This window comes from Salipiger sp. HF18 (assembly GCF_011806505.1).
Taxonomy (GTDB): domain Bacteria; phylum Pseudomonadota; class Alphaproteobacteria; order Rhodobacterales; family Rhodobacteraceae; genus Salipiger; species Salipiger thiooxidans.
The window spans coordinates 1-687 of record NZ_JAATOS010000943.1 but is presented as its reverse complement, the minus strand read 5'-3'; the positions used below and the strand labels follow the sequence as shown (position 1 = coordinate 687).

General features: G+C 64.9%; 1 protein-coding gene. It reads left to right on the top strand.

All coding sequences use genetic code 11. The features are described from left to right. Positions 1-593, top strand: a 593-nt coding sequence (locus tag HC022_RS28155) for a sensor histidine kinase (RefSeq protein ID WP_254885302.1), incomplete at its 5' end; no start/stop codon positions are given. Positions 594-687: the final 94 nt, after the last annotated feature.

The window sequence follows — 687 nt, the reverse complement described above, 5'->3', positions numbered from 1 at the left end:
TCTTGCTGCGCCGCAACCGGCCCGAAGAGGCGATGACCGCCTTCCACCGCATCGACGACCTGATCGAGCGCATGGGCGCCATCACCCGACAGCTCAAGTCCTATGCGCGAAAGGGCCAGTCGCAGCTGTCGCCCGTGGACATGGGCGAGGCGCTGGCCTCGTCGCTGTCGATGATGGAGCCTCAGCTCAAGGCGCGGCGCGTGCGCATCGCCAAGATCCTGCCAGACGAGCCGGTCCGGGTGATGGGCGACCGGATGCGCATCGAGCAGGTTCTGGTGAACCTGCTGCGCAACGCCATCGACGCCACCAAATCCGAGGCGCACCCCGAGATCGAGATCATCCTCGCCAGCGGCGAGACCGCGGTCCTGAGCGTGCGCGACAACGGCCACGGCATCGAGGATCTCGATGCGCTGTTCGAGCCGTTCTACACCACCAAGCAGCCCGGCGACGGCACCGGGCTGGGGCTCGCGATCAGCTCGGGCATCGTTGCGGATCTCGGCGGGCGCCTGACGGCGCGGAACGGATCCGACGGCGGGGCTGTTTTCGAGATGCAGCTTCCTATCTTGAATGAAACGCACCAGGCGGCGGAATGACCACTCCGACCGCACCGAAGGCAGAACAAGGGCGAAAGACGAGAATGACAAAAGCCATGAAGATCGCCATCGTCGACGATGAAAAGGACATGCG